Origin of the sequence: Paenibacillus sp. FSL P4-0113 (assembly GCF_038009305.1) — a bacterium.
GTDB lineage: Bacteria > Bacillota > Bacilli > Paenibacillales > Paenibacillaceae > Paenibacillus > Paenibacillus polymyxa_D.
Map to the genome: position 1 here is coordinate 2,436,551 of NZ_JBBPAZ010000001.1, position 22,966 is coordinate 2,459,516.

Genomic DNA, 22,966 nt, shown 5'->3' on the forward strand with positions numbered 1-22,966 from the left:
AAATCAAATCATTCGACCAAATAGCTAAATTTCTAACCTATAAGCTTATACATCACATATAATGCATTAATTACATTGGTATATTATCCCATCCCAGCGGGTAACCTATATGCTGAATACCTGCAATTTTCAAACTAGGAGGGTTTTGCATGGATCATCTCGTTATTTTGATCAGAAGTTTTTCTGCATTCGTTATCCTCATGCTAATTGGGAGAATATTGGGGAAGCAAACCCTTTCCAATATGAACTTTCACGAATTCGTAACGGCAGTTATATTAGGAGCTATGGCTGCTAATTTTGCATTTAACCAAAAAATAGAAGTTGTCCACCTATTAATAGCCCTGTCTGTTTTTACAATTACTTCTTATGTTTTATCCAAGTTTTTTTTGAAATTCAGAAACTTTAAGATGTGGACAGAGGGAGCACCCACCGTTCTCATAGAAGGAGGGTTCATTCTCGAAGATAACCTAAAAAAAAATAATATGACATTGGATTCTTTAAACCAACAACTTCGCCAGAAAGAAATTTTTAATATAGAAGAAGTGCAGTACGCCCTCCTTGAGATTAACGGAAAACTATCTGTTCAAAAGAAAAAGGAACTGCAAGCCGTGACATTAAAAGACCTGCAGTTGAATGCAGGTAATGCCACACAGTTCCCAATTGAGCTTGTAATCGACGGACAGCTTTTGCATGGCAATTTAAACTCCAATCATATTCCCGAATCATGGCTGCTGTCTCAACTGAAGGCCCGCGACAAAAAGTTAGAGGACGTATTCTATGCCGTTAAAGGCAGCAACGGCCAACTCTATGTGGATGAATATAAGGATAAAATCCAGCATCCAATTGATGTGGAGTAGTATTGATTTTCGGTCAATAGTTACCTGAGATTCAACGTAATCAGATAATTGTATTTGGCAGCGTGCTTAAGCTCATCCAAAATGATCCCATACACCGTGTCCTTATAGATACCAGCAGGCAAACCAAACCAGATGTTGCGATATCGTTCCACCGCACCCAACTCTCCCATCAAGGCGCGCTGTAGACCTTCTGTATAAGATTGCACCCTCTCATATTGCTCACTACTGATGCCTGCAATTTCCTGTCCTGTCAAAGCCCGATACATCTCTCTGAACATTTTATTGTGACCGCGCTCATCATTACGGATGCTTTCAATAATAGCCACCTGCTCTTGTGAGGGTGCCAAATTGATCAATTCATCGTAGAACAACTCATCGTTACGCTCCCCTTGTACCGCTTCCTTTATCATTTGTACTGCTTTCGGAAATCCTGTGTTCCAGATCGGTACAAAATCGGCCCGCATATAGTATGAATTTCCCCAGTAAGAAGGTACTTGATACAAGTTTATTCCTCCTAATGTTAGTTTTTAGAAAGTATATGCGCATCTGCCCATGTCGGTTCCTAACATTAGGAGAATATACTGATGATAGCTATCCTTCAATGTCGGATCAAACCTCCAGCTATATCATCCCAGCGCCAAGAAACCTCATGTCCATGGAGATGCAGCCCCCCAAACCACTCATCGATCCCTTGAACTGCAATGCGGTCCTCTGATCCATTCAGTACCTCTTTACCCAACTCTGTCAGAATTACCTTTCGGTTCAGAAAATCCGGAATTTGTCTGAAATCCAAGCCCGCCTCAATCCCGTCAATGATCAGCAAAGGATGTTCGCCTTGCGCCAAAGCACGAATAAATTTCCAGTATTCGAGATCACCCATGCCAAGCACATGCAGAACGTCAGTTACCTGACGAAACAATTCCAATGCCGTATTCACTTCATTATGAACGGCCTGAAGCGTGGTCTGTTCCACAATGCCAAGACCATTCTGCTCCGAGGGCAGCCGCTTGAGATGCGCTGTGAAAGCTTCATAGGCAAAAGTCAGGCCGGATGCTGCCAATTCTGTCTTCTTGTTTTCCAGCAGATTAGCCATTTGTACAGGATCAGGAGAAGCATACGCCTGCCAAAGCTCGCTTCCGAGTTCCATTTCTTGCCGCCCAATAGTCCGCCAGGTCCCAGATAATGTCTGAAGCTGTGCTGGAGTGAGCTGTCCCAAGCCATGAAAGCGTTCGATTCCCGGAAACTCCCCAATGCAGAGCAGGCTCAGCTTCGTGCGGCCCAGTTTCTGTCTTTTGAACCAGTGGAGCAGATAGGCGAGCATGCTCTGATCAAACAGGTCATGCTCAAACCACAATACGACTTCATCATACTTAATAAACTCACGAAGTTTCTGCTCCTGTTCCTCACAACCCGTAATATATTCGCTGGTCGGAATACCCATCGATTCTTCTAGGACCCTGGCCCGCAATGCCCGTTCTTCCGCCCCCGCTGGATTTAAAAATATCGGTCCTGCCGGATATACCTCTCTCCATACAAGCACATCACCCTGTACAACACCCTGCTTCAACATCTCGCCTACAACATCACCGTTAACAATATGTAGCATGTTTTGCCCTCCCTCATACAAATGATTGAACACAGAAACGAGATCAGCTACCGGGAGTGTACCTTTCAGCTTTCGGCGAGCATCGTGCAACCGCTTCTTAAGCGTCGGGATCGGAGTGCCCAGATAATCGGAAATTTCCTGAAGAGAATAGCCGTAAAAATAAAACAGCCGCAGAGGCACGCGCAGCTTGGCAGACAGTGCCTTCACCGATTGTTGCAGAACTTGGCTCTCCTCCCTACGCTCCGCAATTTCTGCTACACCCGGTACTCCTCCCGATATCTGCATAGCCTCATCCAGAGGAAGCATCGAATGATGCTTGCGCCGCAGCATTCGCTGGCACTGTCTTACGACAATGGTCTTGAACCAGCCTGGAAAAGCGGACGCGTTCTGCAGCTTCTCCAGATTCTGATAAGCTTCTATGAGCGCATCCTGCACGGCATCTTCCGCGAGATGAACATCCTTCAGCATGTCATAGGACACCGCATAGGCCATCCCGCGAAAATGCAGCATTAGCTGCCCGAACGCTTCTTCATCCCCCTGCCGTGCCTTTTCAACCCACTCCCTCATACGTCCCTAGCCTCTTTTCTTTCGTGTTCTTATTCTTAAGTGCCAACTCCGTGGAGGAAGGTTACAAACCAGCTAGTTTCCAACAGAAATATATCATCCTTTATTTTTTACGAGGTTAAGTTCAATATGACTTCGACCATGTAGCCATAGCAGTTCATCCAGTAAAAACGTCAATCCATCCTTACTACGCAAACGCTCGATCAGTTCTGTAACGACTTCCATAATCCCACGCTGTACATTCTTCGCTAGTTGGAGGCCCCCACTTTCCCCATCCACATAAAGATGTGGATGGTCCGGTTGTTCTACCTTTCTTACATGTCGCAGACACAGTATCCCATGTTCAAGATAAAAGAAATAACTACGATCATACAGAACTCCCTCAATTAATTCATACATATGAGGATCATCATCAGGTCCATATGTCATGGTAGCCCTTTTTAAACTAACTGGATTGTTCATATATTCTTTCACTCCCTCAGAATTTAAATTGTAAGTTCCTATACTGAAATTCTAGTGAAGTAAAACTCTAATTAAAATAATGTGAATTTTTTATTTGATAAGTCCTGAATGTTTGTATGCAATACTGTAATTTATGTATAAGAAGTCGTTCATTAAATACATTCGCAATATGGTATATATACCAAGTTAACTTCTATTTTGTTAATGAGGTACTTATACTATATGTTTTGAATTCTTATAATCAAATTGGAGAGTGATACAATGAATTTTATAAAATCTATTTATACAAAACAAAACGTAAATAGCTCAGTACTCTTTTTTGCATTTTTAGTTTTATATAGTGTTTTTTCTAAGATTGAAATTAAACCCGTAGCTCTTTTGCTTTTTACAGTTGCATTTGCCTTTTTTAATGCCCTGAGTAAATTTGTCCAATCCACACGTAGTGATAATGATCCTAAGTAAGTAATCTCTACATATTAAAAAAGACCTCCAGGACGAATATAGTACGTGACTATACCGTTCTGGAGGTCTTGATTTACATTTTCGAATTGTTAACACCCCATCATGCAGGTTTGCAGACAATTCATTTCATTGTACCCTTTTAAACTACCTTAACAAGGCTCTTCGTTCGGTTTCCCGGCATCTGTAGCTGTACGGAAGCTTGAACCGCAGCCGCATGTAGCTACGGCATTCGGGTTATGAATCGTGAAGCCGCCTGACATTCCAGACTCTTCAAAGTCGATTTCCAGACCGTCCAGGTAGCGGATGCTTTCCTTTTCCACTACAATCTTCATATCCTGTACGTTCATATATATATCCTGATCCGTCTCGTTGTCGTCAAAACCCATTGCATACGAGAATCCGGTGCAACCACCTGGCGTAACACCCAGACGTAAAAACATATTCGGCGTTTCCTGCTGCTCCAGCATATCCTTCAAACGCTCAGCAGCGGAATCGGTGATGTTAATCATAGCTCCATCCTCCTCTTTTACTTCATGTTCTCCTTCAGTATACTCCACTATTTGCAGGTGCTCAAGTCATGGAATGTCCTTCCCTTACAGGCTTCAAGACCTGTTTTTCTATTCGTTTGTATTGAACACCGGTGGTGTGAGGTTTATAATAGGTGAAGAGTGTGTAAAAGAAACTGTCGGAAATTTGTCATTTCAAAGGCGATATTTTGAGATATTCATCATTGTAGCCTGGCATTGTAACATTTTTCACATATCGTATATCCGCGCTGCCGGATTTTACCGACGGAACGGGACATCCTGTGCGCATCAAGCGCTTGTGCCGCTGATTTGGCGGACAGCCTCGCACAGAGCAACTTGAAGGAGGAATAGGCATGTCCACATTAGTTACACCTTTTACAGACCGCAGAATGGCGGAAATTGTAGAAAAGGTACAGAACGGGATTCGTTTGAACCTCGAAGATGGTATATATTTGTATGAAACTGACGATATCCTCACACTGGGTCAGTTGGCTAACGAAGCTAATTTACGCAAGAACGGAAAAAAGGTTTATTTTATCGAAAACATGAGCCTGTACTTCACCAATGTATGCGAAGCGCGCTGCGCGTTCTGCAATTTCCGCAAGGATCAGGGGGAGGACGGCTCTTATACGTTGTCCGGGCAGGAAATGATTGATTATGTAGAGCAACACATCCATCCGGGGGTAAGAGAATTTCATATCGTCGGTGGTCATAATAATCATGTGCCTTTCCAATACTATGTAGACTCATTGAAGGCGCTGAATGAAAAATATCCCCACGTTACACTGAAAGCCTACACAGCAGCGGAAATTGACTTTTTCACACGCATAAGCGGCTTGAGTATTAAAGAAGTGCTTGAGGAGCTGCAAAAGGCTGGACTTCAATCCCTGACTGGTGGTGGCGCAGAAATCTTGTCCGACGAATATCGCAAGAAGATGCGTGTTACCAAAGCCAACGTGGACCGCTATCTCGAAGTACATCGCACGGCCCACAATCTCGGCATGAAAACTCATACGACTATGCTGTACGGTTCGGTCGAATCGTATCAGGATCGTATTGAACATATGCTGCAAATTCGCGAATTGCAGGACGAAACGAACGGATTTATGGTATTTATTCCACTGTCCATGCAGCCGAAAAGCAAAAACGCCAACATTATGCGTCGTAACTCCGCTTACGAAGATCTCAAAACCATTGCGATCAGCCGCCTGATGCTGGACAATATCGACCATGTCAAAGCTTACTTCATTAATATTGGCCCGCAATTGACGCAGGTCGCTCTCACCTTTGGCGCATCAGACGTCCATGGCACGATTGTGCGCGAGCAGATCAGCCATGCCGCAGGTGCGTTGACCCCTGCCGGATTGACCCGTAAAGAGCTGATCTGGCTGGTCAAAGGTGCAGGACGCATACCTGTAGAACGAGACACCTTCTATAACGAAATCGAAGTTTTCGAATAAATGTAATATCGGATTCAGATTTCCCGCGAGCATATCATCCCCATTACTCACATCATGCAGCATCATGCTGCCCCGGAATACGCTGGTCTGTCTGCCACAGGCAGGCCCGATTCTCGGGTTTTATAACAACAAAAACTTGTGTTAGATCGACGAGACACCAGACCATTTGCCGGGGACACGGTAGCGAAAGGAAGGCAGATTTTGATGAAAAATTTCGTTATTCTGGGGGGCGGCTATGGCGGCCTTACCATTGCCAAAGAATTGCTGGATAAACACATTCCCGACGATGTTCAAGTTATTTTAGTGGATCGAATGCCCTTTCAGGGCTTGAAAACAGAGTACTATGCCCTCGCAGCAGGTACGGTTTCTGATTTTGATTTGCGGGTGCATTTTCCAGATGAGCAACGTCTTATTCGCAAATACGGAGAGGTCACCTCGATGGATCTGGAGAATAAAATGGTCCATTTTCAAGACGGTGAACCCTTGCCCTATGATCAGCTTGTCATTGCGTTGGGTTGTACCGACCGCTTTCACAATACACCGGGGGCTGAAGAACACAGCTGTACGATCCAGTCGTTTAACCATACCCGCCAAACCTATCTGCGCTTGAACGAAATCAAGCCATATGGACATGTCCATATTGTAGGCGGCGGTCTTAGCGGTGTTGAGATTGCAGCGGAGTTACGTGAAAGCCGCACGGATTTGAATATTACCATTATGGATCGGGGCGAGCGGGTGCTGTCAGCATTCCCGCAACGTTTGTCTGCCTATGTACATGCTTGGTTCAAGGAGCATCAGGTTAATGCCCTGAACCATGTTGCGGTTTCTCGTATTGAGCCGGGGGCTATTTATAACCGTGACGAGCAAATTGTAACGGATGCAGTGGTATGGACGGCCGGGATTCAGCCAGTAAAAATCGTGCAGGATTTAGCTGTCCCTAAAGACCCTCAGGGTCGTATCGTGCTCAACGATTACTACCAAATACCAGATCATCCAGAGGTATATGTGGTCGGAGACTGTGCGAGCCTTCCCTACTCTCCAAGCGCTCAGGCAGCAGAGGTGCAAGGGGAACAAATCGCACATATTGTACGTGATCTATGGAAAGGTCAAACGCCTCACCCGCATCCTTTAAAGCTGCGCGGTACATTAGGCGCACTTGGCAAGAAGGCCGGGTTCGGCTATGGCTTTATGGGCAGCACTTCATTGCGCGGCCGTGTACCACGCCTGCTTAAAAGCGGTGTGCTCTGGAAGTCCAAACGCCATTTTGGCTGATCATGCTAAACAAACAAAGAAGACCCGCTCCCAAAGCAGGTCTTCTTTGTATATTGCGTGTATGGGCTAACAGACATTATATTTCAATCCAAGTCTAGGTTATCCCATGCTTCAGCTTCCTTAATTTTGTTCATAATCACTTCGTACAGAAGCTCTGCTGAATCTGCGGATACAATCTCACCATTGACCATCGCATAGGGTTCCGCGTTACACTGACCGCAATTGCTTAGGCAGCCGTATTCAATCACATCATAATCTGGATTCTGTTCCAGCTTGGACATGATTTCATCAGTGCCCCAATGCATATTACTGGTGCAAAACTCAATAATAGGTCTTAACATTTTTTCACCTGCTTTGGATGACGGGCATTTTAATTTGGCCCGCTTTGTAATATAATAATAAAGGTATAGGAAAGGAGTTGAATTCTAATGAGCGAAACACAAAGCGTTCAAATGTATGATGAAGTAGCAGATGTACTGGATAAGCTCCGTCCGTTCCTGCAACGCGATGGCGGCGACGTTGAGCTGGTTGACGTAGAAGACGGCATCGTTAAGCTGAAGCTGGTAGGCGCTTGCGGCAGTTGCCCAAGTTCCACAATCACGCTGAAAGCAGGGATTGAACGCGCTCTTCTCGAAGAAGTCGACGGCGTCCAAGAAGTGGTACAAGTATTCTAATGCTTGATGCATAAGATCATGAGAGTCTTGACTTCGGTAACGAAGCTCAAGACTCTTTTTTGTGTTACAGCGTCTGAGGGATCACTCAAGCTTATATGGTTGGCCGAATGGGGTCCAATCCTCCCGATACATCCATAATATTGCCTGTTATAAAATCCGAATGCTCCTCACACAAATAGGCGATCACTCGCGCAATGTCCTCTCCGCTCCCCGGACGCCCACGCGGTGTCTCTTTATCCTGCATGCCGATGACATCGGCGATTGACATTTCCTTATTTGCTCCTCGAATATCCCCTGGACAGATCATATTGACCGTGATGCCATAAGGAGCCTCCTCCACAGCCAGTGACTTCGTAAAAGACACCAGCCCCACCTTGGCGGCTGCGTAGACGGCGCGATGCGGCCAAGCCCTCGCTTCTCCAGCATGACCAAAGCCAAAATGAATAATACGTCCCCATTGCTGGCTACGCATGTGAGGCAATACCAAATGATCCAGCAACATGGTACCGACCAGATTCCCTTGTATCATGGTATGAATCTCAGCTACACTGTAATCCGCAAACAGGCGGCGTTCCCGGATGAACGGTCCAGCATTGTTCACCATAATATCGACTCCGCCTAGCCGATCCTGGACTTCACCAATCAGCCTCGTGATATCTTTCTGAACAGTGATATCCCCTTGTAAAGACAGGCAGCGTACTCCCTTAGACTCAATCACCCGCTTAAGCGCTTCGGCTTCTGCTTGGCTATGCACATAATTCAGCGCAATATTACAGCCTTCATTCGCCAGACGCAGAGCGGTCGTTTTACCTAAACCTTTGGCACTACCCGTTATGAATGCGACTTTATCTCTCAACAATTTTCCTCCTGTTCACAGAGAACGGTCACCCCCAAGTATAAAATATTTAAGCTTCCCCTACAACTCTATCCAAAAGAAACCCCAGTCCTCTTGTTCAAGAGAATCTGGGGTTTGCGTGCAATGTGTTCTCGTTCCCTACTTAAAATGCCGGGATAATTGCGCCTTGGTATTTATCTTCAATGAATTTTTTAGTTTCTGGGGATTGCAAAGCTTTAAGCAGCTTCTGAATCGCTTCAGAATCTTTATTATCAGGACGAGCTACCAGAACGTTAGCATATGGAGAATCTTTATCTTCCAGTGCCAGTGCATCCTTCGTCGGGTTCAGCTTAGCTTCCAGAGCGTAGTTCGTGTTGATCAACGCAATGTCCACTTCAGGCAACTGACGTGGCAGCATAGCCGCTTCCAGCTCCTTGAATTTCAGGTTTTTCTTATTTTCAGTAATATCTTTTACCGTAGCTTCAATGTTGCTTGCGTCTTTCAGCTTGATCAGACCTTGTTTTTCCAACAACAACAATGCACGGCCTCCGTTTGTTGCATCGTTCGGAATGGCTACCGTTGCGCCATCTGGGAGTTCATCAAGCTTTTTATATTTTTGGGAGTAGATGCCGAAAGGCTCCAGGTGAACCGCGCCCACAGAAACCAAATTCATTTTGCGCTCTTTGTTCATAACATTCAAGTAAGGTACATGTTGATAGAAGTTAGCATCCAACTGCTTGTCAAACAATTGAACGTTCGGCTGTACATAGTCGTTAAACTGAACGACTTGGAGACGAACCCCTTCTTTTTCCAACTGAGGTTTGATTGCTTCCAAAATTTCCGCATGCGGCACAGGAGAAGCTCCAACTTTCAGCTCCACTTCACGTGGTGATCCGCCTGTATTTTCGGCCGCATTGTTTGTATCCGATGTTGTGCTCTTTGTGCCGCAAGCAGCCAGCACCGCAATTAATGTCAAGCTTAATACAGCCAATACCCATTTCTTCATGTTATTACCCCTCCAATAATTTGTAATATTCAGGAGCAGACGTCCTGATCAATAAGGATATCTATATGTTTTCCCTATTTTCGAGTATAATGCCGCACGAGACGGTCTCCCGCCATTTGCAGCAATTGAACCAATACGACCATCAGCACGACCGCAACGATCATTACAGCCGTTTCATAACGATAATAGCCGTAGTTGATAGCCAGTGTACCCAGTCCACCGCCCCCGATCATCCCGGACATTGCCGTGTAGGATACGAGTGTAACGACGGTAATGGTTAATGCGGCTAGCAGTCCCGGAAGTGCCTCACGTAACAGCACACGCCGGATAATTTGTCCTGTCGAGGCCCCCATTGCTTGTGCGGCTTCAATGACACCCTTGTCCACTTCACGCAGAGACGTTTCGACAAGACGTGCGAAGAATGGAGCAGCCCCTATAACCAATGGTGGGATGGTTCCCAACACCCCGGTCGAGGTACCTACCAGCGATCGTGTAAAAGGAATAAGTGCAACGATCAAAATGATAAATGGCACGGAACGTAAAATGTTAACGATGAATGATAATACAATGTATATCACCTTCATCAGAGTCAACGAGGAGCGGCTCGCCAGAAACAATAATATGCCGAGCGGCAAACCAATAATGAGGGTGAACAATGCGGATGCACCGAGCATCTGAAGGGTTTCCATAGTAGAATTCCCTAGCTCTTCCCAACTCACTTGTGAAAAATCAAGTTCGCTCATTGTCCGATCACCTCCACATCAAGTCCTTGCCCAGACACTTCGCGCAGCGTACGCTCTATATCCTCATGATTTCCTTCAAAACGAACGATTAGCTGACCATAGGGTACATTTTTAATCGTAGATATGGTTCCCTGCAAGATCGCAAAATCAACCCCAGTGCTTCGAGCCGTACGCGACAGAATCGCATCATATGTTTTGCTGCCCAAAAAGGAGATACGCACCACCTGTGCCGACTCGCCGCCACCTGCTGCCGCAATCGCTGCTTGCAACTCCTCGGGATGTTCTGACTCCCGCTGGATAAAGTCCTTGGTTACCTGGTGCTGTGGCTTCAAAAATACTTCCGCCACCGGACCTTGCTCCACGATGTCACCCTGATGAATGACGCCAACTTTATCACAGATGCTTTGAATGACATGCATTTCATGTGTAATCAGCACGATGGTTAAATTAAATCGCTGATTAATATCCAGCAGCAATTTCAGGATAGACCCCGTCGTCTGCGGATCAAGCGCAGAAGTCGCTTCGTCACACAGCAATACATGAGGATCACTAGCCAACGCCCGCGCAATTCCTACCCGCTGTTTCTGTCCACCTGAGAGCTGTGACGGATATTTTCCACTGTGCTCTTCGAGACCCACCAGTTCCAGCAGTTCACGGACCTTCTGGTCCAACTTCTGCTTGGGCGTGTTTACCAGCCGCAACGGAAATGCAATATTGTCATATACCGTCGCCGAAGACAACAAATTAAAATGCTGAAAAATCATTCCGATTTTTCGGCGCTGCATTTGTAACTGGGATTGACTCACAGTAGTGAGGTTTACCCCGTCTACCCATACTTCACCTGAAGTAGGGCGTTCCAATAAATTAATACAGCGGATCAATGTACTTTTCCCTGCCCCGGAGTGACCAATCACTCCGAATATTTCTCCACGCTTTATAGAAAGATTCAACCCAGACAGCGCATTTACGCGTCGGTTGCCTTTGCCATAATGCTTGGTTAACTGCTTAAGCTCTATCAACGTGCTGCGACCCCCTTCACTTCTTCCTTACCCTTTTTACCAGTTGTCATCTCTCAGGATTGTATAAAATCGCTATTTATTTATACAAAAAAGAGCCCCTTTCACAGAATGAAAAGGGCCCCACCTTGCGATCCTTTTCTCATCTGCCAAAATCGCTATAACTCTAGCGGTTTTGTAGGAATTAGCACCATCATGTTCCCTCCCAGTGTATTACACCGGGAAAAAACGGGTTGCCGGGCTTCATCGGGCCAGTCCCTCCACCTCTCTGGATAAGAAAAATATGTTAAACTCCAGCTTTAGCTGTCCGTTAAGTTTATATAAAAAAACATAATTCAAGCATTTTTCTGAAACTAGGTTTCAGTATAGATAGTTTACATTGCTTTGTCAAAGGATATTTTCTATCATATTTTTGGGCGTACTGCCCGGTTCTTCCATTGTTTCGCAGTATAAGTAAAGGCGATTGACAACGACCGACACACCATTTCCAAGCCCTGCTGCAAATCTTCCAAATGGTGATCAAGGTCCTCCAGTTGGATTTTTCCATACAAAGCTCGGTGTCGTTGCCAGAGATCATCCTGCATTTCTGTATTCATATAGTGTATCTCCGTATTTCGCCGCTTACGCAGCCGATTGATCGCATCGTTGTATGTATCCTTGATATCATATAAATTATCGGTCAATACAGGATGCATTTTGAGATACTTGAGCTGCCGCAACACGGTAAAATACGAATAATGCGCCTTATACTGTCCTGTTTTTAAATCATACAGATCATTCAGCCAGTTGCCCAGCTTATCCAGAATGGAAAATACCCTCACAAACCCATCTTTATAAAAGAAAACATACAATGCATAGTCGGATTTTTCATCCTCACTCATATCTTCAGCATATCCGGCTTTCACTTTCATACGGAAAAAGGCGGCAGCATGATGGCTCTGCTCCAGTTCATCCAGAGATGACATTAGACCGCGTGTCAAAATATCCGCCTTCCGAAAATCGTGGGTCGGATCTCCACCAGCCTGAATTTGCCGTTCCAGCAGGTTCAACATATCTGACATGCTATTCATGGCATCTAGCAGGATGCCCTTGTTCACACGCGGCGGCTCACCCAGTAGCTTGCGTATCATGCTTACGCCTCCTTATAAATATAAAATCCGGCTGTAGGTTTAATTAGGGCGTCAAGCGAAATAACTTGTCCATCGTTGATCTACAAGCTTAACAATATCCTCACGCGGTAACACCTCATCCGGATACCCCGGCTTCATACGCGCATCCACTACAATCGGCAGCTTATAGTTCAGATGATGCAAACGCACTTCGCTGTCCGCGTACATATCCGTAGCCGGGTTAAAGCGAGTGAATACCGTCCACAGGAACGAGGCTTGAGAGCGAACGACTTCCTTGGCATCGTCCACAATGAAAACGAGCGGCCACTCTTGCTCACCCGCAGCTAATCGCTCCAATACACGCGCAGCGAGTTCAGGCTCCTGCTCAAAGGAAGAGCCGGACACAACGAGGCACCCTCCGCAATAGGGCTCAATTTCACGAATGCCCGGCAGATCGCCTCCCTCATAAGCACGAGGCAATTCACGTACAGGCTCACCTATTCCCATCAGGATCGCCTTACTGCCATGATTCAGCTTGCGGCCTGTGTAATCGAGTGTATCGTGTGACGTGTGATTGAAAATAAATAAATCCCTTGCTGGATTAAATCGCTCCAGAATGGTTTCTAACAGCAGGTTAAAGTCAGATAAATCAATGACTCGATCTGTCAGCATCAGGAACTTGGTCAATGACAATTGACCTTGACCCAAAATGGTAAAACCGGATACAAGCGCTTCACGGGAGTAGCTTTCACGTACGACTGCCGCTGCCAGCGCATGTACGCCCGTTTCCGCATACGCCCACAGGGACTTGACGGAAGGCATCACAAGCGGATAGGCAGGCGACAGCAGACGTTGCAAAAACTCACCGAGGTAGTAGTCTTCTTGCCGAGGCTTACCTACAATGGTTGCCGGATAAATGGCATCCTTGCGGTGATGCATATGTTTGACATGAAATACAGGGAAATCATGCTGTAATGAATAATATCCAAAATGATCGCCAAACGGGCCTTCCGGACGGCGTTCATGAGGTGGCACATAACCGCTGATTGCAAATTCTGCTTCTGCTGGAATCCGATGACCCCCAAGCGGGTCCTCTGTCATGGGCAGCTTGCCTCCCATAATAAGCGAAGCCAGCAACAGCTCAGGCAAGTTTTCCGGTGCTGGAGCAATGGCAGACGCAATCAGAGCAGGCGGGCCACCGATGATAATCGTCGTAGGCAACGGCTCATTACGCAGCTCCGCTTCATGATAATGGAAACCGCCGCCTTTATGAATTTGCCAGTGAATGCCCGTCGTCTGATCATCATAAATCTGAATGCGGTACATCCCCAGATTATGATCCTTGGGCTGACCTGGCTTCTCGGTATACACGAGTGGAAGGGTAATAAACGGTCCTCCATCCTCATGCCAACTGGTCACTTTAGGCAGTGGTGCCAGCGGAGCCTCTGTACGGCGAACTCCCAATACAGGAGCCTCGCTATGAGATACTGTTTTTAGGCCTACTTTTAGCATGTCCTTAATCAGGCCACGTTCATTCCACAATGCTTTGGGTGTAGGTGGAAACAATGTTTTGGTTGCTCCTACAATCGCATCCATCAGTTGCTCTGGGCGCGGGCCAAAAGCCATGTCCACACGGCGATTCGTGCCAAACAGATTACTGGCTACAGGAAACGGAGTTCCTTTTACATTCGTGAACAGCAGTGCCGGCCCTTCTTCCTCAATGACTCTTCGATGAATCTCAGCCAGCTCCAAGTAAGGATCGACAGGTGCCTCTATAATTTTAAGATGATTTTCTTTACGCAGTGCTTCAATAAATTGGCGCAAATTCTGGTAGATCAACTGGACGATTCCTCCTAAGCAAATCAAGCCCTCGAGAAACTCGTGGGCCTGGTTTGTTTCTTATATGCTATTATACGTGTTTAAACGCCACTTGGGCAAAAATCCGCTTCACTATGATCTATGAAATGCTTAGGTACGTTGTGCTTGGGTCGGAACAAGCTTGCGATCCGGTGACAATTGCCATACACGATAGCTCAGATAAGCCAAGATGGAGAACAACGATGCAATCACCAGCATATGCCCCAGCACGATAAACATGTAGATTTCAGGTCTGTTGACGTACAGCAAGATAATTCCAATCACCACTTGAAGCAGGATTAACAAGACCGATACAACACCCAATATACGGATGTCCCGGTGATTCGGGTGATAACGGTATGCGTAGTGACCCACAGCCAAGATAATGACGAACAGCAGACCGGCTGAAATCTGATGAAGCAACAGTGGAGATATGAAGCCTCCAATATTTACAACCTTCTGGATGACCGAGTGACTAAGCAACGCCCCTGAATAGACAGCAATATAGGTATAGATCGTCGATAGCCATATAAAATTACGAAAGCCCCGACTGACAGGCCCAGGAATCAGACGCGGAGTGTGGCGTGAGTCCGCATGCTCCTGCCAGGCCCCCAGCGTCATCATAGTCGCACTGGCAAAAGCGATAAGCGCAAAGCCAAAATGCAGTCCCATGACCGCAGCTGATTGGGGGAATATGACAGCCAACGCCCCCATTGCACCTTGTATGATCACAAACAAGAGCGTGAGCAGCGAGAATAGCTGTAAATCCTTTCGATGCTTCATAAACAGCAAAAAGCCAACAAATGAGGCGATAGAAAGAATCCCGGCCATGGCACTGACGGAGCGGTGAGAGAACTCAATAAGGGATGCGATCGTATGTGCCGGAACCAGCTTACCATTGCATAGCGGGAATTCCCGGCCACAGCCCAGACCCGAATCCGTCCGCGTCACAACACCTCCACCGAAGGTAGCCAAAAACATGACAATACATGTTACGAGTGCCAGCCATTTTAATATTCTAATTTTGTTATTCAAATTCACCCGTATCCTTCCAAATATAATATTTATTCACTTTATATGTTGTGAAATGATCACTTATAGTAATTATAACTGATATATCGTTCCTTGACATACGAGCTTTGTTGACAAAATGTGAACGTGTTCGTGAGAAAGCCGCCCCCTTGAAAGGAAGCGGCTTTCTGAATGTCTTGATGTTTAAAATTCAATTTGGAACCTTCATGTATGCATGTACAGCATTCATTATTTTGCCAAGCTCGTATGGACTTCAACAGCCCGATCCAAAAATTGCTCAATCTCCTCGCGGGATTTGCGCAGTCTGTTCACCAGACGTACCAGTTCTCGCCCTTCACTGTAAGCGATAAAGCTAGGAATCCCCAATACATTCTGCTCTTGACTGACGCTTTCGGCCTGTTCTACATCAATCTCAATTAATGTAAGCTTATCTGCATATTGTTGTTCCACATCAGGCATGAACGGATCAATGAAATGACAATCCCCACACCAGTCCGCCTTAAATACAGCCACCGTTACGCCCGGAGTGGATATTGCCTTATTAAAGTCTTCATGAGAGACGATTTTTTGCATGGATGATTCCTCCTTAAATTCTTTTTATACTGAAAAGATTGCACTTTCTATTGTAACGCCAAGTGAAGCTTTTGCACACTCCCCCATTCTGCTCACATGCCGATTGGAAGCCCTCTCATTGAGGCATACTAAATATATACTTAAGAATCCACCACATAAACGACGACATCCTAACAGCATACCCAACTTACTTGGCAGGATACGGGGATGCTTGCAGTTGGAAAGGAGGTTATTTAGTCATGTCTCTTACCGAATGGCTCCATACGGCATCTCGACAGCTTCAGGGAGGGCTAAAGTTACTGGGTTCCGTTCCCCGTGTTGCTGAGGAAGCTTGGGAAGGCAAACGGGCAGCCTGGACCGAATCCCGCAAATTACGCTACCCCTTGCGTGAACTAGCGTGGGATTATCATACGGCACAGGCCGTTATGAATGAAGCTGAAGCGTTAATGTTGGTGAACGGACCCGCTACGCGTCCCTCTTCTCTGAATATGCCCTTATGCGAAACAGACTGTGAGCTGCTGGAGCGGATCAAGAACGATACAGCACAGGAGAATCGCAGCAACGTTACCCGCACTGCTGCTTACCTTGAATGCTATCGTGGCTACCCGGAGTTACACTGGGCATTACTGGCTCACCTGGTTTCTCGTAATGGCGGCTATCATATGACCGATCTGAAAGGGGGACTGATTGACAACCTATTCGGCGAGCAGGAAAAGGAATGGCTGTATCGGCTACTGGAGCGCTGTAACGCCCTTATTTTTCAAGACGCTTATCCGCAGTTGCAACTTTACATGCACAGCCGTCATTTAGGTCGGAGTTGCTTTCATTTGTTGCCTTATTTTCACGTTTCGCCATTCATGAAGCCCTTTTGGGAACGTTTCTGGGCATGGCGTGATAGCTCTCTGTTGACTGTGGCGCTCATCATTAATGAACAAAACTATATTGAAGGACGTGTAGTAAAAGATCCGTATTTTCAAAAATTTGTGACACACAAGCCGGGCTTTTATTTGCATGACTGGCTCCAGCTTAATCAGGTTATATTTCCACTTGGGCTAAACGGTGGGCTTGCTGGACTAGTGATGGAGCGTTTTGGCCATTTGGACGAGCGGATCGGCTTTGGCAAAAGTCTCTATGCTATGCTCTTCGGCCATCAGCAGGTGCTGGATCAGGTATCAGCATTCGCTAACAGTGTGCCGCATACGGGTTCACGCAGCGACTATTGGCCCGGATTGTTCACACCGAATGAACAAAAAGCGTTGCACTCTCCAGATGAAAGTGCAACGCTTTTAGCACATGAATGGCTACCGCCAGGACAACGTCTGTACAGCCCGGAGCTGAACGCCGTCTGGTCCGATACAGCCTATGATCCAATCCCCCGGTATGACTGGTTTCAGGACGGCTCCACACTTGGACATCTCAGCGAACCAAGGCGACCGCTGTTATTTGCCATGCGCCATGAGCATCGCCATGGCATCCAAAAAACAGCAATGGCCCACATTGCCCATAACAGCTTGCAACCTTTCCACTGAAAGACTGGAGGACTCTTTTAGCCTCGTTGTCCTGTGGACTCACGCTGTAGACGCATTAACGGGCGCAGTACCTTTTGCAACATACGTGGGTAGTTGCCCAGCTCGTCCCTGCGCAATACGCGCAGTACAACCAGCAACACCAAATAGCATACCAGTACAGTCGCACCGGCAATGCAGCACGCGATGAAGAAGGCTACACGCGCAGGCATCAGATGCACCAGCAGGATACTGGCTTCATTTACACCGTATCCGATAGCTCCCGAGACGACGACTGCGGTTAAGAAACCTACCCAGCGACGGCCCATGATGGAAAAGGAGACGATCCCTTTAAGCACACGCAAATTCAGCAACGTGATCACGAGGAAACATAATCCGGTTGCGGCAATGATCCCGTAAATTCCAAGCCAACCAGCCAGCAGCCAGCTCGCTGCAAACTTAACGACGATACCAACCATGACATTAACCATTGAAATACGCGGCTTGCCCATACCGATCAGTATTGAATTAGAAGTCATCATCGTAATCTGGAATATCGTTCCGAGTGTCAGAACAGCGATGATACCACTGCCTCCAAGCGAGCTGAACAGTAAACCATTAATAGAATAGGCGGTCACACATAAAGCCAGCACAATTGGCATTCCAGTCAAAATAGAGATACGCAGGGCCAGCGTCATCTGGTTTTGTAAATGCTGCTCATCCTTACGGGCAAATGCCGCTGAAATGATCGGAATAAGCGATTGGCTGAGCGCAATGGCCAAAATCGGCGGAATCCCCGCCACACTCTGTGCCCGAGAGCCTAGATAACCCAACTGAGTAGTCGCCTGATCCAATCCCACTTGACCAGACAGCAGTCTCACCACAATCGACGTATCAATAAAGTTGACCGCCGGAACCGTCAGAGACGACAATACAATAGGAATGGAAAGCTTGAAAATATCTTTGTAGATGCGCATCATCGGTAGCGCGGAGCTTTCCTCTTGGAATTGATCTTGACGATCTTGGCGATCCTGACGACGCAATTTCACCGTATAGTACAACATGACCGCCAGAGCGCCAAGACTTCCCATGACCCCCCCAAAGGAGGCCCCGGCTGCAACCTCGCGATCTCCATAACCCAGCTTCAAAATAATAAAAGCGAGTATTATAGCGGTCGCTACCCGTGCAACCTGCTCCACAATTTGTGAAATACCGCCTGCGGTCATATTACCGCGCCCTTGGAAGTATCCACGCATCATAGCAATGGCAGGGAACAGTAGTAATGCTGGTGCCAAAGCCTGAATGGCCAAAGCGGATTGCGGAACCCCTGCTACATGCTCGGCAAAGTAAGGCGCTCCAAAATACAGCAGCGCTGTAATGATAATGCCTGCCGCGGCTGCGAATATCAAAGCCGCACGGTACACACGTCGCGCTTCCGAAGGCCGATCCAGTGCATAACGTTCTGAAACCATTTTGCTCAGTGTGCTGGGAATACCGGCCGTAGCCACTGTGAGCAGCATCAAATAAGCGTTGTTCGCAATGGTAAACGAGGCGTTCCCTACGGAACCTAGCAGATGCTCCAATGGAACACGCTGTACCAGACCAAGCACTCTGGCCACCAAGGCGGCAGCAGCTAAAATAAGCGTACCTTTAAGGAATGTTTCTTTATTGGACAAAATGCGTTCCCTTCTTTCTTGCTGTTCACACGCATGCAAAAGCCCCGCACAAACAATCATGGCCTGAGCCATCACCGGTGCGGAGCCGCATGTCGATTCTGTCTCTGCAAATCATAATAAACGAAAACGAATCTCGGGTCATAACACCCAAATCAAGAATACAATAATCATGGCAAGCTGCAAAATCACTTTCATCACGGTGCTGGTAAAAAGACCTAATACAGAGCCAAAGCCCACTTTTATAGCTCGATCCAGCGGGGCTTTGCCAATCAGCTCACCCAGTACGGCGCCGATAAATGGTCCCAAAATCAGGCCAAATGCCGGAATAACGAAGGGGCCAATAATAATCCCGACAGTGCTGAGGATTGCTGACAGACGCGAGCCGCCAAATCGCTTGACTCCCCACGCATTCACAGCATAATCGGCAACAAAAAGGGCAACGACGATTAGTGTTTGTATAATCCAAAACAATGCATTGTATGGAGCAAACGAGAAAAACCAGCCGTATACAAAAAATGCAAAATAGATGGCGAGCGCCCCCGGCAATACGGGATATACCGCCCCGGCCATGCCCACAATGAACAACACAATGACAACAATCCAACCTACAACGTCCATGGGCCTCCTCCTTCTCGTCCATTCATCCTGCTTGCTGCATCATTCGTTGTATTACACAAGCACATAATCACGAATCACTTCTACAATGCCGTCGTCATTGTTCGAAGCCACGACCACATCAGCGGCTTCTTTAACTGTATCCTGAGCATTACCCATGGCTACGCCCAGTCCAACCGCTTGAATCACAGCCAGGTCATTCAGACTGTCGCCAACAGCAACCACCTGCTCCAGAGTAATGCCCAGCAAGTCGCACACTTCAGCGATTCCACTGGCTTTGGATATACCAGCTGGGTTAATTTCCAGATTTGTCATCGAAGAATTGGAAATTTCAAGTCCACCCATGTCCTGAAGCTTAAGCAAAATTTGGTGGCGAATTTCATCATTTTCCGTATTATAACCGAATTTAAGCCATTCCTGTGTGTCCAATGTATCTGGCCAACGATCTCTGTTATATAATTCCTCCGTTGAGTAAGCCCAGAACCAAGAGCCTGTTTCTACGGCAATCTGGTGCATCTTACGAACGAGCTCCTTATCAAGTAAATAACGGCGCCACAACTCGTGGGGTGATTTCCACACCTCACTGCCGTTTACAGTTACCATTGGCGTCTCCAGGCCGAGTTGCTGACCGTAAGGCAGAGCATGCATCGCTGCACGTCCAGTAGACAAGCATACATGGATCCCTTCCTGAATCGCCTTGTTAATCCAGTTAATCGTTTCCAAGGAAATTTCATGATTATCATTCAGTAAGGTTCCATCCATGTCGAGCGCAAGCAGTTTGTATTTATATTGGTTTTCTCCCATAGTCTCTCTTCCTCCTGTATGTCCCTTATGTCCAACGACATTTTACCATGAAAAAGAGAAGCCCACAAAAAAATTCAAGTCCTCACTTTGCTGCCAGAGGCTTTTTAGGAGTACCATCTAGCCCATATACTTCGTCATACGCATCAAATATTTTACGTGCAACCGGTCCAGCGCTCGTCGCACCAAAGCCCCCTTCAGGAATGATGACTGCTACTGCCAGCTTCGGATTTTGACGGGGAGCAAAGGCGATGAACACCCCGTTATCTTTAACCGTACGTCCCACCACCTGCTCGGAAGTCCCCGTTTTACGGGCATAATCATAAGGGAATCCATTAAAGGCTTTAACATCTGTAGCCATACCTCGAATCACTGTATTCCAGTGCGTATCTGAAAAAACGACCTCATTCAGCACCTTCGGCTTAAATTCACGTACAAGATTCCCCTGATCATCTACAATTTTGCTGACCAAATGAGGCTGCATACGCTTGCCCTTTGTTGCCAGCACAGTCGTATACTGGGCCAGCTGCATGGCTGTATACTTTCCCTGCTGACCAAAGGATGCCTGTACCAAACGTGTCAACGCACTTTCCTTTTTGCTAGTATACTCGAGTCTGCCTGCCCACTCGCCCGGCAGATCAACTTCAGTCGGTACGCCTAATCCAAATTCCTTCATATACTTGTCCCATACGTCAATTCCCTGATGCACCCCTGCATTACTTCCGTATTTGCCATATAGCGGCTTGCCGATCATATCCACCATAAACGTATTTGACGAGACCTCAATTGCCCTGCTAGGTGTCAAAGAACCATACACATGTCCGCTAGAGTTCCCAACCCGGCTGGAGCGATTTTTGCCGTAGTACGCACTTCCCGTATCCTGATAAGTCTGTCCGGGAGAAAACAGGTTTTCCTTCAACCCGATCAGCACGGTCAGCGGTTTAATGGTTGAACCCAGAAGCACCGAGGATTCTGGATGTGGACCCGCTTTTCCGCTAGGGACGGATTTAATGGTTCCATTTCCCATTTTGTGCTGAATTTCGTCATATACCGAAGGTGAGGTACTTCCACTTTTCCATACATTAGAGTCATAATCCGGCATACTGGCCATTGCCACGATATTTCCGGTCTCTACCTCCATCGCTACAGCGAAGCCAGTGGTTGCGTCTTGATGAAGCTTCCCCGATACGGCATGAGTATGAAGCCAGCGAAGCTGATCCATAATGGCCTGTTCGGTTTTCTGCTGAATTTCCCTGTTGATGGTGGAATATAAATGATGTCCTTTTTCAGGAGGAGTAATGGATTCAATGCCCTCCGGCATGCTGCGAGGATTGACCTCTACCGTTTTATAGCCATTTTTTCCTCTCAGCTCGTCCTGGTACTGAAGCTCCAAGCCATCATATCCGACCGTTTCACTTTCCGAATAAACCTGTGCCGGTTTTAAAACCTCCGAATTCGCTTCATAGAGCTCTTTATATTTGGGCCGGTTCGTTCGAGCTCCTTTGAACTTGTACATATATCCAATCGTTTGTACCGCCACCCGATCCGGGTCATAATGGCGTACACTTTCTTCTACAACCTCTACACCAGGGAACTCTGTCCGATGCTCCAGAAAATAAGCGATTTCCTCCCGACTCAAGTCGGATTTGACCAAACGTGGGGTAAATCCCCTATATTGATTATAGTCCGGGTCCAGCCTCTTTTTTATTTCCTCTGCATTAAGCTGCTCTCCTTCGGTACGACCCAGTTCGTTTAATTTGGCAGCAAGCTTGGCAGCAAAAGCATTAAGCTCAGGGAGCAGCTTTTCCCCCGGCTTGCGATCTTTCTCCGTACGTTTGCTATAATCCTTAGATAAAGTTACATACAAGGACTGTACTGAAGTCGAATACGCCAGCTTAACCGTACCTGTGGAGTCATAAATCGTGCCACGACTCGGGGCTAACGGGACATTTTTCGTATTTACGGATTGCTGCTGGCCTTTCAGCTCCTCCGATTGTACAAACTGCAATACAGCTAGTCTGGTAATGATCAGGGCAAACAGCACAAAAGCACTAAAAAACAGCAGGTTGGTTCGTAAAACCGTCCGTTTTTTTCGTGACTCTTCATTCTCTTCATCATTTTTCTTTTTGAATGAAAACTTTTTATCCAAGCTTCCTCTGTCCATATTAGCTTGTCATTACTCCTTCCAATAGGGCATATTCCTGATCCTACCATATCCAAAGCCATAAACGATGAATTCCGAGATGACAATTTTGTAAGAAAACGTAGAAAAAACATAAAAAAGCTTCCCTCAGCCCAAAGGCTAAGAGAAGCT

The 22,966-nt window shown here is 46.6% G+C and carries 23 protein-coding genes and 1 riboswitch; of the genes, 6 read left to right on the forward strand and 17 right to left on the reverse strand.

The window, feature by feature from the left end:
• Nucleotides 1–149 precede the first annotated feature (149 nt).
• Nucleotides 150–857, forward strand: a complete 708-nt coding sequence (locus tag MKX46_RS10245; RefSeq protein WP_069012613.1) for a DUF421 domain-containing protein — start codon at nt 150–152, stop codon at nt 855–857.
• Nucleotides 858–877: 20 nt separating this feature from the next.
• Here the strand turns inward: MKX46_RS10245 and MKX46_RS10250 are convergent, their stop codons facing one another.
• The 3 genes from MKX46_RS10250 to MKX46_RS10260 all read right to left on the reverse strand — a co-directional run bounded on the left by MKX46_RS10250 (nt 878) and on the right by MKX46_RS10260 (nt 3,489).
• Nucleotides 878–1,321, reverse strand: coding sequence for a ferritin-like domain-containing protein (locus tag MKX46_RS10250; protein ID WP_069012664.1), 444 nt, complete (start codon nt 1,319–1,321; stop codon nt 878–880).
• 134 nt (nt 1,322–1,455) lie between these two features.
• Nucleotides 1,456–3,030 (reverse strand): sigma-70 family RNA polymerase sigma factor, encoded by a 1,575-nt coding sequence (locus tag MKX46_RS10255; protein WP_341071222.1) that lies wholly within the window; start codon nt 3,028–3,030, stop codon nt 1,456–1,458.
• A gap of 93 nt (nt 3,031–3,123) precedes the next feature.
• Nucleotides 3,124–3,489, reverse strand: a complete 366-nt coding sequence (locus tag MKX46_RS10260) for a hypothetical protein (RefSeq protein ID WP_340886337.1) — start codon at nt 3,487–3,489, stop codon at nt 3,124–3,126.
• A gap of 261 nt (nt 3,490–3,750) precedes the next feature.
• Between MKX46_RS10260 and MKX46_RS10265 the strand changes: the two genes are divergently transcribed.
• Entirely contained in the window at nt 3,751–3,951 is a 201-nt protein-coding gene (locus MKX46_RS10265) for a hypothetical protein (protein ID WP_029518226.1), read from the forward strand.
• A gap of 149 nt (nt 3,952–4,100) precedes the next feature.
• Here MKX46_RS10265 and MKX46_RS10270 read toward each other — a convergent pair whose 3' ends face one another.
• On the reverse strand, nt 4,101–4,460 hold the full coding sequence (locus tag MKX46_RS10270; protein ID WP_013311832.1) for a HesB/IscA family protein: 360 nt from the start codon (nt 4,458–4,460) through the stop codon (nt 4,101–4,103).
• A 371-nt stretch (nt 4,461–4,831) separates the two neighbouring features.
• Between MKX46_RS10270 and mqnE the strand changes: the two genes are divergently transcribed.
• Complete coding sequence (gene mqnE / locus MKX46_RS10275) at nt 4,832–5,938, forward strand: aminofutalosine synthase MqnE (protein ID WP_029518225.1); 1,107 nt, start codon at nt 4,832–4,834, stop codon at nt 5,936–5,938.
• Between the two features lie 204 nt (nt 5,939–6,142).
• Nucleotides 6,143–7,210, forward strand: coding sequence for an NAD(P)/FAD-dependent oxidoreductase (locus MKX46_RS10280; RefSeq protein WP_029518224.1), 1,068 nt, complete (start codon nt 6,143–6,145; stop codon nt 7,208–7,210).
• Between the two features lie 83 nt (nt 7,211–7,293).
• On the opposite strand, the gene MKX46_RS10285 is transcribed toward MKX46_RS10280, so the two are convergent.
• A complete protein-coding gene (locus tag MKX46_RS10285) occupies nt 7,294–7,551 on the reverse strand; it encodes a YuzB family protein (protein WP_023990179.1) in 258 nt (85 codons plus the stop codon).
• Between the two features lie 87 nt (nt 7,552–7,638).
• Here MKX46_RS10285 and MKX46_RS10290 point away from each other — a divergent pair, with 87 nt between their 5' ends.
• On the forward strand, nt 7,639–7,884 hold the full coding sequence (locus MKX46_RS10290) for a NifU family protein (RefSeq protein WP_013311836.1): 246 nt from the start codon (nt 7,639–7,641) through the stop codon (nt 7,882–7,884).
• A gap of 91 nt (nt 7,885–7,975) precedes the next feature.
• Here the strand turns inward: MKX46_RS10290 and MKX46_RS10295 are convergent, their stop codons facing one another.
• From MKX46_RS10295 to MKX46_RS10330, 8 genes are all read right to left on the reverse strand, one after another.
• Nucleotides 7,976–8,740 carry an SDR family oxidoreductase gene (locus tag MKX46_RS10295; RefSeq protein WP_029518222.1) on the reverse strand — a complete coding sequence of 255 codons (765 nt, stop codon included), beginning with the start codon at nt 8,738–8,740 and terminating at the stop codon, nt 7,976–7,978.
• 142 nt (nt 8,741–8,882) lie between these two features.
• Complete coding sequence (locus tag MKX46_RS10300; protein WP_029518221.1) at nt 8,883–9,725, reverse strand: MetQ/NlpA family ABC transporter substrate-binding protein; 843 nt, start codon at nt 9,723–9,725, stop codon at nt 8,883–8,885.
• A 74-nt stretch (nt 9,726–9,799) separates the two neighbouring features.
• A complete protein-coding gene (locus MKX46_RS10305; RefSeq protein ID WP_069012611.1) occupies nt 9,800–10,468 on the reverse strand; it encodes a methionine ABC transporter permease in 669 nt (222 codons plus the stop codon).
• On the reverse strand, nt 10,465–11,487 hold the full coding sequence (locus MKX46_RS10310; RefSeq protein WP_341071223.1) for a methionine ABC transporter ATP-binding protein: 1,023 nt from the start codon (nt 11,485–11,487) through the stop codon (nt 10,465–10,467). The genes MKX46_RS10305 and MKX46_RS10310 overlap by 4 nt, the downstream gene beginning before the upstream one ends.
• 136 nt (nt 11,488–11,623) lie before the next feature.
• Nucleotides 11,624–11,763: riboswitch (SAM riboswitch) on the reverse strand.
• Between the two features lie 125 nt (nt 11,764–11,888).
• On the reverse strand, nt 11,889–12,614 hold the full coding sequence (locus MKX46_RS10315) for a Cthe_2314 family HEPN domain-containing protein (RefSeq protein ID WP_029518219.1): 726 nt from the start codon (nt 12,612–12,614) through the stop codon (nt 11,889–11,891).
• Nucleotides 12,615–12,665: 51 nt separating this feature from the next.
• Nucleotides 12,666–14,432, reverse strand: a complete 1,767-nt coding sequence (locus MKX46_RS10320; protein WP_208332629.1) for a UbiD family decarboxylase — start codon at nt 14,430–14,432, stop codon at nt 12,666–12,668.
• 129 nt (nt 14,433–14,561) lie between these two features.
• Complete coding sequence (locus tag MKX46_RS10325; protein WP_341071224.1) at nt 14,562–15,491, reverse strand: COX15/CtaA family protein; 930 nt, start codon at nt 15,489–15,491, stop codon at nt 14,562–14,564.
• A 219-nt stretch (nt 15,492–15,710) separates the two neighbouring features.
• The gene (locus MKX46_RS10330; protein WP_029518216.1) at nt 15,711–16,055 is read right to left on the reverse strand and encodes a thioredoxin family protein; all 345 of its coding nucleotides are present in this window, start codon (nt 16,053–16,055) and stop codon (nt 15,711–15,713) included.
• A 239-nt stretch (nt 16,056–16,294) separates the two neighbouring features.
• Between MKX46_RS10330 and MKX46_RS10335 the strand changes: the two genes are divergently transcribed.
• Nucleotides 16,295–17,584 (forward strand): DUF2515 family protein, encoded by a 1,290-nt coding sequence (locus MKX46_RS10335; RefSeq protein ID WP_341071225.1) that lies wholly within the window; start codon nt 16,295–16,297, stop codon nt 17,582–17,584.
• Nucleotides 17,585–17,601: 17 nt separating this feature from the next.
• Here MKX46_RS10335 and MKX46_RS10340 read toward each other — a convergent pair whose 3' ends face one another.
• The 4 genes from MKX46_RS10340 to MKX46_RS10355 form a co-directional block, all read right to left on the reverse strand.
• Nucleotides 17,602–19,236: a putative polysaccharide biosynthesis protein gene (locus tag MKX46_RS10340; protein ID WP_341071226.1), complete on the reverse strand. Its 1,635-nt coding sequence runs from the start codon at nt 19,234–19,236 to the stop codon at nt 17,602–17,604.
• A gap of 138 nt (nt 19,237–19,374) precedes the next feature.
• Complete coding sequence (locus tag MKX46_RS10345) at nt 19,375–19,854, reverse strand: DUF456 domain-containing protein (RefSeq protein ID WP_061829850.1); 480 nt, start codon at nt 19,852–19,854, stop codon at nt 19,375–19,377.
• 51 nt (nt 19,855–19,905) lie between these two features.
• Nucleotides 19,906–20,655 carry a Cof-type HAD-IIB family hydrolase gene (locus tag MKX46_RS10350; protein WP_061829851.1) on the reverse strand — a complete coding sequence of 250 codons (750 nt, stop codon included), beginning with the start codon at nt 20,653–20,655 and terminating at the stop codon, nt 19,906–19,908.
• 82 nt (nt 20,656–20,737) lie between these two features.
• A complete protein-coding gene (locus tag MKX46_RS10355) occupies nt 20,738–22,816 on the reverse strand; it encodes a peptidoglycan D,D-transpeptidase FtsI family protein (protein WP_341071227.1) in 2,079 nt (692 codons plus the stop codon).
• Nucleotides 22,817–22,966: the final 150 nt, after the last annotated feature.

What these genes read in the sequence shown, in the direction of transcription:
- MKX46_RS10245 (WP_069012613.1), top strand. Translation starts at nt 150, where the DNA reads ATGGATCATCTCGTTATTTTGATCAGAAGTTTTTCTGCATTCGTTATC.
- MKX46_RS10250 (WP_069012664.1), bottom strand. Translation starts at nt 1,321, where the DNA reads ATGCGGGCCGATTTTGTACCGATCTGGAACACAGGATTTCCGAAAGCA.
- MKX46_RS10255 (WP_341071222.1), bottom strand. Translation starts at nt 3,030, where the DNA reads ATGAGGGAGTGGGTTGAAAAGGCACGGCAGGGGGATGAAGAAGCGTTC.
- MKX46_RS10260 (WP_340886337.1), bottom strand. Translation starts at nt 3,489, where the DNA reads ATGAACAATCCAGTTAGTTTAAAAAGGGCTACCATGACATATGGACCT.
- MKX46_RS10265 (WP_029518226.1), top strand. Translation starts at nt 3,751, where the DNA reads ATGAATTTTATAAAATCTATTTATACAAAACAAAACGTAAATAGCTCA.
- MKX46_RS10270 (WP_013311832.1), bottom strand. Translation starts at nt 4,460, where the DNA reads ATGATTAACATCACCGATTCCGCTGCTGAGCGTTTGAAGGATATGCTG.
- mqnE (WP_029518225.1), top strand. Translation starts at nt 4,832, where the DNA reads ATGTCCACATTAGTTACACCTTTTACAGACCGCAGAATGGCGGAAATT.
- MKX46_RS10280 (WP_029518224.1), top strand. Translation starts at nt 6,143, where the DNA reads ATGAAAAATTTCGTTATTCTGGGGGGCGGCTATGGCGGCCTTACCATT.
- MKX46_RS10285 (WP_023990179.1), bottom strand. Translation starts at nt 7,551, where the DNA reads ATGTTAAGACCTATTATTGAGTTTTGCACCAGTAATATGCATTGGGGC.
- MKX46_RS10290 (WP_013311836.1), top strand. Translation starts at nt 7,639, where the DNA reads ATGAGCGAAACACAAAGCGTTCAAATGTATGATGAAGTAGCAGATGTA.
- MKX46_RS10300 (WP_029518221.1), bottom strand. Translation starts at nt 9,725, where the DNA reads ATGAAGAAATGGGTATTGGCTGTATTAAGCTTGACATTAATTGCGGTG.
- MKX46_RS10305 (WP_069012611.1), bottom strand. Translation starts at nt 10,468, where the DNA reads ATGAGCGAACTTGATTTTTCACAAGTGAGTTGGGAAGAGCTAGGGAAT.
- MKX46_RS10315 (WP_029518219.1), bottom strand. Translation starts at nt 12,614, where the DNA reads ATGATACGCAAGCTACTGGGTGAGCCGCCGCGTGTGAACAAGGGCATC.
- MKX46_RS10330 (WP_029518216.1), bottom strand. Translation starts at nt 16,055, where the DNA reads ATGCAAAAAATCGTCTCTCATGAAGACTTTAATAAGGCAATATCCACT.
- MKX46_RS10335 (WP_341071225.1), top strand. Translation starts at nt 16,295, where the DNA reads ATGTCTCTTACCGAATGGCTCCATACGGCATCTCGACAGCTTCAGGGA.
- MKX46_RS10345 (WP_061829850.1), bottom strand. Translation starts at nt 19,854, where the DNA reads ATGGACGTTGTAGGTTGGATTGTTGTCATTGTGTTGTTCATTGTGGGC.
- MKX46_RS10350 (WP_061829851.1), bottom strand. Translation starts at nt 20,655, where the DNA reads ATGGGAGAAAACCAATATAAATACAAACTGCTTGCGCTCGACATGGAT.
- MKX46_RS10355 (WP_341071227.1), bottom strand. Translation starts at nt 22,816, where the DNA reads ATGGACAGAGGAAGCTTGGATAAAAAGTTTTCATTCAAAAAGAAAAAT.